The organism is Mycobacterium sp. NGS40 (assembly GCF_059812735.1).
On the sequence record NZ_JCALDG010000060.1, the window covers coordinates 1 to 6,893 of the forward strand.

Consider the following 6,893-nt stretch of genomic DNA (forward strand, 5'->3'; position numbering starts at 1 on the left):
GTCCACAGGCAGCGCGTCGAACTTACGCTCAACGACCAGCAACCGCCGCAACCTCTCGGCCCGCACCTGTTGATCTTTGGCGACCAGGACCCCGAAGTGCAGTTCTGCCAACGTGATTGCGCTAACAGCCAACTCTCCGACTAGGGGCTCGACATCGGAGGCGATCACCACGCTGGTATCGAGGATCGCCCTCATTGCTTGGCCCACGGATCATGTATTTCGTGGTCGATGGCCTCACGATCGGCGTCCCAGGCAGGATCGGCGGGCCCGGCGAACAGGTCGGCCACGTCCGTCCACCGCCGCCAGGTACGAGGCGCCGCAGGAACGAGTCGGGCCCCCGGGCGACCCGCCACAGTGATCGTGATCTCCTCGCCCTCCTCGGCCCGGCGGACGAGCTCGGACGCGTTCTGCCGCAGCTCACGCAAGCCAACTACTTCCACACAATCTACTGTAGCACATGTGCTACACCGGTGGCATGTTGGAGACGAGGGCCCGCGATCAGCAGTCACTAGCTCGCACCAGCTCCAAAATCGCTGCAACGGAATCGCTCTCGCGTCGGCTCCCTATCTCCCGTCCAGCTCCGTGAGGGAGCAGTTGGTTGCCAGCGGTGGTGTGAAGATCGTCGTTTCACACTCCTGACACGTATGGGTGCGGTGCATCCCGCAGACGCAGTGAGCGACGCCGACGAGGACCTCGCGCGGGCCGAGGCGCGCGCCGCAGCCCGGACAATCCGATGGGCGAGGCTCCTCCCACCCACGTCGCGTCAGGTGTAAACCCATCCCGGGATGGTACCGCTGCACACCGCTGCCTTAGGGAATTGACCGTGGCGTCGGTGCCCATGGTGGATCGGCACAACGTGCGGGTCCGAGCGCTACCCGCGTCTTGAGATTCCGATCGCGTTCAAGACGGGTTGAAGCGCCTGCGGCGCTACGCAATGGCTTGGCCTGACGGCCCAAGCCCATGTTGGTTTGCCTTCTGGCTTTCGATTGTGGCCGGCGGTCCTCTGCGCGCAAGGCCACGGCCTTCGCTTCGCTTCGGGCACAAGGCTCGTCGAGATAGCGCCGATTGCTCGCCAGCTCGCCGGCGCCATCTCTCCGCCCGGACCTTGCACTCCGCGTCCCTATGCCGGCCCAAATCGTCATTGCCAGAAGGCAAACAGAACAGGCGGCCACGTGCACGCCTCCCTAGAAAGGTTCAGTCATGACCGACACAACCACCAACACCGACAGCGCAGCCACTGCCGCCGACCAGCCCATCGGGACGCTGGAACACCTTGACCCGATGCTGCTCGACATCGGTGACAATGTCCGCGACGACGCAGCGCTGAGTAAGGCGTTCATCGCCAGCATCGCTGAAAATGGAGTTCTGGTGCCGATCACGGGTGTGCGTGACGCCGAGCGGCCGGAAGTCATCCGGGTCCGGAACGGGCAACGGCGCACCCTGGCCGCCTGTGATGCTGGCTTGTCCAGCGTTCCGGTCTACGTGCTGCCGTCCACCGCTGCGGATGCCAGCCAGGAGACCATCGACCGCATCGTGCACCAGATCGTGACGAACGATCAGACGCTCGATCTGACTGACGCACAGCGGGCACGCGGCATTCAGCAGATGATCGACGCGGGGCTGTCGGTGACCAAGGTGGCCAAGCGGTTATCTGTCGGCAAGGATGCCGTGAAAGCCGCTCACACGGCAGCACAGTCGGCCACCGCCATGGACGCCCTGGCCAGCGGCCAACTCAGCTTGACCGAAGCCGCCGCGATCACCGAATTCGAGGACGTGCCCGGCGCGGTGGACCGGCTGATGAGGTCGGCGGGCGGTACTTGGTTCGAGCACACGGTCGCCCAGCTGCGCCAGGAACGCGACACCGCCCAGGCCCGAGCCCACGCCGCCCAGCCTTTCGCCGATAAGGGGTTCACTGTCCTTGAGCAGCGCCCGGATTCGTGGGACCCGACCTGCATACCGCTGCATCACCTGGTGACCGCCGAAGGGGACGAAGCCGACGACACCGCTGTCAGCGACCCCGCCCACTGGGCCGTGTATCTCGTTGACGACACCGCTCTGTGCGACGTGGAAACCGGCGAGGTAGTGGACGAACAGAGCGTGGACTGGGAGACCGAGGACTTGCCAGACGCGACGCCCGCAGAGGGCTTGCGTCACGCGAACACGGTCACCGACAAGGAGGTGTTCACCCCCGATTACTACTGCCTCGATTACCGTTCCGCAGAACTGACCCCGCAGAGCTGGTTCGCCCGGCAGGCCGGACTGGTGGACACCGACACCGGCGAAGTGGTCGACTTGGACGACGAGGCCCGCGAGGCCGCACGCCAGCAGGCCACGCTCGAAAAGGCCGAGACCGAGAAGCGGGAGCGCCGGAAAGTGTTGGCGCTCAACAGACTCGGGGACGCCGCCCTCGGCGTGCGGCGCGAGTTCGTCAAGAAGCTTTTGGCGCGTAAGGCTCCACCTAAGGGTGCCGGTCTCTTCGTGGCGGAGTGCTTGGCTCGCGACAGCGCGTTGCTCACCAACAACAACGCGCTGGACACCACCGCCGAATTGCTCGGAGTCGATAGCGGCCAGGCCGTGGCCAAGCTCGTGGCCGATCTGCCCGCCCACGGCGACGGGCGCGCTCAGGTGATCACGCTGGCCCTGGTGCTCGGCGCCCTCGAATCGCGGACCCCCAAGGACGCCTGGCGCAACAACACGGGCTGGTGGGGACACCATGTCGGCAGCAGCGAGTACCTGGGCTGGCTCGCCGACAACTCCTATCCCCTGGCGCCAGTCGAGGAGGTCGTGACCAAGGCCAAGGACGCCGAGGACGTCTACGAGCAGTATTTGACCGATGCAGTGAAGGAATAGCGACGGTAAAGGGCCGGGGCCGCAAGCCCCGGCCCTCCCCGGGGCAGGCCGCCTATCCCCGTTAGCCGCGATAGGTGCCGTCGCGCTCGGTGGCCCCGCCGGGGGAAACGCCTACGGCGTTGCTGAATATTTATTCTTCACCCTCATCGCTTTCTCATTATGGCCGGTTGCGGTCTTTGCGCAAGGCCGCGGATAAAGGCCCAAAGGCCCGAAACGTTTTCGCAACAAACCCTCGCTTCGCTCGGCGAAAACGTTTCGTCCGGACCATTGCGCTCCGTCCGCACCACCGGCCGCATTAATGATCGCGATGAGGCGCAAGAGAAAAGGGTGCACACCGACAGTAGTCAAGCGTAGAGCCATGGCTAGCAACATGACTGGGTCAGTAGAAAGCGTCACGAGCGAGTCGTGGTGGACCCCATTCCACGCCATAAAACAATTCCATAAAGCCAGAATTAGTGTTGTTGCAAGCCTCTAAATGGCGGTAAAATCAATACAACGAACAGTCCGCGAAAGGACACTCCAACAATGAACACTCTCACCGTTTACACAAAGCCCGGATGCGTGCAATGCAACGCCGTTTTCCGGGCCCTCGACAAGCTCGGAATCGAATACCTCCCGGTCGATATTTCCACCGACCCGGAGGCGCGCGAATACGTCATGGCGCTGGGCTATCTGCAGGCCCCAGTCGTTCATGCCGGACCCGAAGCCCACCACGGCGGATTCAGGCCAGACCGGCTACGCGAACTCGCCGAACGCGCCGCCTAAGCACACCCATCACTACCTCGAGGAGCCCACCATGCACCAGCTCACCATCGACCACGACACCCAGCCCGGCAGCGTCAGCGACCACACAGACTTCACCGACGCTCACCAAGCCCTGCTGAAGTACGTCGTCGGGGCCGACTACTATCTGCGGCCGGTCCAAAACACCGCCGCCCACACGAGCTACGAGCTGCTGCGGCTGGCCGACCTCGACGACCCCGCACCCTCCCGCGAACCACAGGTGGCCGGCGTCGCCACCATCGAGGTGATTTCCGACAACCAACTACCGGTCGCTTCACCCTATTTCGCCGCCTGCGACGCCCAAACCTGGATCAACGACCACGCCAGCAAGTGGTTACACGGATCCAGCACCGACCCCGGCTATCACTACCCCATGTCAGTGCTGACCACGGCTCGCGGCGAAGCCCGCTTCTACCTGCGCGCCGGTGCACTGCTGAACGAAGCCGCGGCGCTGGCCGCAGTGGACAACACCGCCAGGCCCGACCAAACCACCCTGGAAACGCTGCGCCACAACGCCGTACACAACAGCGGCTCCCTGGACAACCCCGCCGCGATCGCCGCCGCCGTCCAGCAGCTCCTGCCCGCCGAAACCACCACCCACCAGACCGCCACGCTCATCTGGTACTACACGCTGCTGCTGTGGGGAGTGAGCGCGCCATGACCACCGCCCACAAGTCGCGCACACCACTGACGGTCGTCACCGATACCACCGATGAGACGGCAGATCTCGACGTCGAATGGCGATCACAGACCGTCATCGACCAGTACAGCCCCGAGCATCAGTTCGTCGGATCGCTGATGTGGCTTACCGCCACGCAAGCCAAGCCATTGCTGGAACTGGTGCCCGACAACGCAATATGGAGTCCCCAGACCCGCTGGGCATATGAACTCATCCGCGCCCTGGTCGACGCCGGCACGGATCCGACGCCGGTATCCGTGTTGGCCGCCGGCCGCCGCCAGCCCGCCCGCGAGGCACTCGAACCCAACGAGCCGCCCAACGCCAACAAGCACAAGCAGCTGGCCCTCTACCTGTTCGACGCCTACTCCCAAGCGATCGCGCCGGCCGCGTCGATCGAAAGCTACGCCCGCGAAGTTCTCGACGAGGCCTACCGGCGTGCCTTCGACACGTTCGGCATCAGGATGCAGCAACTGGCCGCCTGCGGCGCCGACCGCGACGACCTGACCGAGCAGTTCGCGATGATCCGCGACGAACTCGCCGAGCTGTGGCGCCGCACAGAGACCGCGACCAAACCCCAACGGGCCCAACGATGAAAACCGCACAGCCCAGCCCGGATCTTCTCATCGCCGACCGCGCCAGCGCCGCCATCGCTGACTATCCCCAACCGGTGGGACGCGCGGCACGCACCGCGCACGCCTGGTTGGACCTCCTACACAGCCGCGCCCAAATCCGTGCAGAACGCCACAGCCGCAGCGTCAGACAATAGAACAAGCACCAGCGTCGGCCACCGCAGCAGGCGCCCACGAAAGGACCCGCCATGATCAAGCCCGCCCGCCGATGCGGCTCCCTCCCCCGGCGAGGCACGTTAAGTGTCTGGCTGGCAAGCATTCTGGCAGCACTCGCCCTGGCCGCGCTCGCCGTAGGCAGCCCTGCCCGCGCTCATGCGCGCGGTGCCACCATATCCCCCGGTGATGAAATCGACGCCATGCAAGCGCACGGCGTCACACGCTGCACCCTGGGTTACACCTTCGCCGACCCCGGCACCAACATCAACTACGGCATCACCGCCGGCCACTGCAATGAGGGCGACAGCGACTACGTCGTTGACCGCACCACCGGCGCGATCGGACATTTCATCCTCACCGTCGCCACCCCCGGCGACAACCTCCAAGAAGACTACGGGCTAGTCGATTTCGGTTCCAACCACTCGGTCCGCATCATGTACGGCATGCCCATAAGCGGCATCTCAATGCCAGACCCCCACAATGCCGTCTGCCATGACGGAATCCGCACCGGCATCGCCTGCGGATCACTAGACACCCCACTCATCGCCGACCAATACCTCACCACCGGAATGGCGCAAAGCATCCCCGGCGACTCTGGTGGCCCTGTCTGGCAGCTCGCCCGCGACAACGCCGGCACCGCCAACGTCATCGGTATCTGGCTCGGCGAGCACATCGAACCCAACGGCACCCACTACGGACGATTCATCAACCTCACCGACGTTCTGGTCAACATCGCCGCCAAAACCCATATCCTGTAGCCACCGTTGAGGTGAGACCGCGCACCTAGTGGTCACCAAATCCGCAGCCCCTCACCTTCTTTAGCCGTCAGCGGGTGCCAAGCGTGACCGACAGGGCCCCCGTCGCCGTCAACCCACGCCCGGCGGGCTCGCCCGTTCTTCGCTCCCGCCGCCCCAGCGGGCGGCTCCCACTACGCCCGGGCGCCACCGGCGGCATTTGCGGCCCTACCCAGCTCGCTCCCGCTCGCGGCCGCAAATCCGCCTCCTGCTCAACCGCCGGCCTCTTCGGGGTTGACACCGACACCCCGCCGGCCCCCCGCACCCCAGCGCTGACCAGCGCCCTGAAATCACAAACCAGAAACGGAGAACCACTATGACCATCTCGGCGGCCGCCACCCACGTCATCCCGGCAGGCCTGATCACTCACAGCACCGTAGTGATCAAAGGCCAGCACCACGACCACGACATCAGCGTCCATCACGCCCGCACACCCGATGCCCGCATGAGCATCACCCTAGGCGGAATGCACATGGTGATCTACAACTGCCAAGCCGCCCAAGGACTACTCGAGGCATTCATCGCCGCCCGCGGCCACATGCTCCACCTGCCCGCCCAAATCCCCTCTGCTCGAGCGGAGTCCGAAAACGAGGCCGCCGGCCGAGTCATGCTCTCGATCGAATGGACCCGCCGGCCAGTCTATGCCGTCGCCACACAGTCCAGGATCAACCGACTCAAGACCGCCCAGATCCACTGGGTCGAGCTCTACACAGGCCCGCTCACGTGGCAGATCCGCGATCGCGCCGGGCTGCTGTCCCTCATCGAGGTCCTCACCTGCGTCCACCAGACTGCCGTCACAGTGTTCGTCGACGGCGAGCAGTACAAGGGCGACCCCAACGATCCCGACTACCACGCCGCCTAACCGAACAGAAGCGCCTGGGCCCGGCCAGCTCCCAGCATTCGGGGTTGGCCGGGCCCCCCTTTTTTCTTCCGGACTCCGGGTGCCGGCGCGCCCCGCGCGACCGGACTGGCCACCTGCCGGCGGCCACCAAATCCGTAGCC

The 6,893-nt window shown here is 65.0% G+C and carries 8 protein-coding genes; 6 read left to right on the top strand and 2 right to left on the bottom strand.

The window, feature by feature from the left end:
* Both AC5Y5O_RS31540 and AC5Y5O_RS31545 read right to left on the bottom strand, forming a co-directional pair.
* Positions 1 to 195: PIN domain-containing protein (locus AC5Y5O_RS31540; protein WP_500028521.1), on the bottom strand; the 195-nt coding region annotated here is incomplete at its 3' end.
* Positions 192 to 440: a type II toxin-antitoxin system Phd/YefM family antitoxin gene (locus AC5Y5O_RS31545; RefSeq protein ID WP_330981213.1), complete on the bottom strand. Its 249-nt coding sequence runs from the start codon at positions 438 to 440 to the stop codon at positions 192 to 194. The genes AC5Y5O_RS31545 and AC5Y5O_RS31540, both read right to left, overlap by 4 nt.
* 760 nt (positions 441 to 1,200) lie before the next feature.
* On the opposite strand from AC5Y5O_RS31545, the gene AC5Y5O_RS31550 reads away from it, so the two are divergent.
* The 6 genes from AC5Y5O_RS31550 to AC5Y5O_RS31575 all read left to right on the top strand — a co-directional run bounded on the left by AC5Y5O_RS31550 (position 1,201) and on the right by AC5Y5O_RS31575 (position 6,753).
* Positions 1,201 to 2,850, top strand: coding sequence for a ParB/RepB/Spo0J family partition protein (locus tag AC5Y5O_RS31550; RefSeq protein WP_330981212.1), 1,650 nt, complete (start codon positions 1,201 to 1,203; stop codon positions 2,848 to 2,850).
* Positions 2,851 to 3,375: 525 nt separating this feature from the next.
* Positions 3,376 to 3,615 carry a glutaredoxin-like protein NrdH gene (nrdH, locus tag AC5Y5O_RS31555; RefSeq protein ID WP_330981211.1) on the top strand — a complete coding sequence of 80 codons (240 nt, stop codon included), beginning with the start codon at positions 3,376 to 3,378 and terminating at the stop codon, positions 3,613 to 3,615.
* A gap of 31 nt (positions 3,616 to 3,646) precedes the next feature.
* Positions 3,647 to 4,294, top strand: a complete 648-nt coding sequence (locus tag AC5Y5O_RS31560) for a hypothetical protein (RefSeq protein WP_330981210.1) — start codon at positions 3,647 to 3,649, stop codon at positions 4,292 to 4,294.
* Positions 4,291 to 4,905 carry a hypothetical protein gene (locus AC5Y5O_RS31565; RefSeq protein WP_330981209.1) on the top strand — a complete coding sequence of 205 codons (615 nt, stop codon included), beginning with the start codon at positions 4,291 to 4,293 and terminating at the stop codon, positions 4,903 to 4,905. Before AC5Y5O_RS31560 ends, AC5Y5O_RS31565 begins: the two co-directional genes overlap by 4 nt.
* 224 nt (positions 4,906 to 5,129) lie before the next feature.
* Positions 5,130 to 5,855, top strand: a complete 726-nt coding sequence (locus AC5Y5O_RS31570) for a chymotrypsin family serine protease (RefSeq protein ID WP_330981208.1) — start codon at positions 5,130 to 5,132, stop codon at positions 5,853 to 5,855.
* A 352-nt stretch (positions 5,856 to 6,207) separates the two neighbouring features.
* On the top strand, positions 6,208 to 6,753 hold the full coding sequence (locus AC5Y5O_RS31575) for a hypothetical protein (protein WP_330981207.1): 546 nt from the start codon (positions 6,208 to 6,210) through the stop codon (positions 6,751 to 6,753).
* The last annotated feature ends 140 nt before the right edge of the window (positions 6,754 to 6,893 follow it).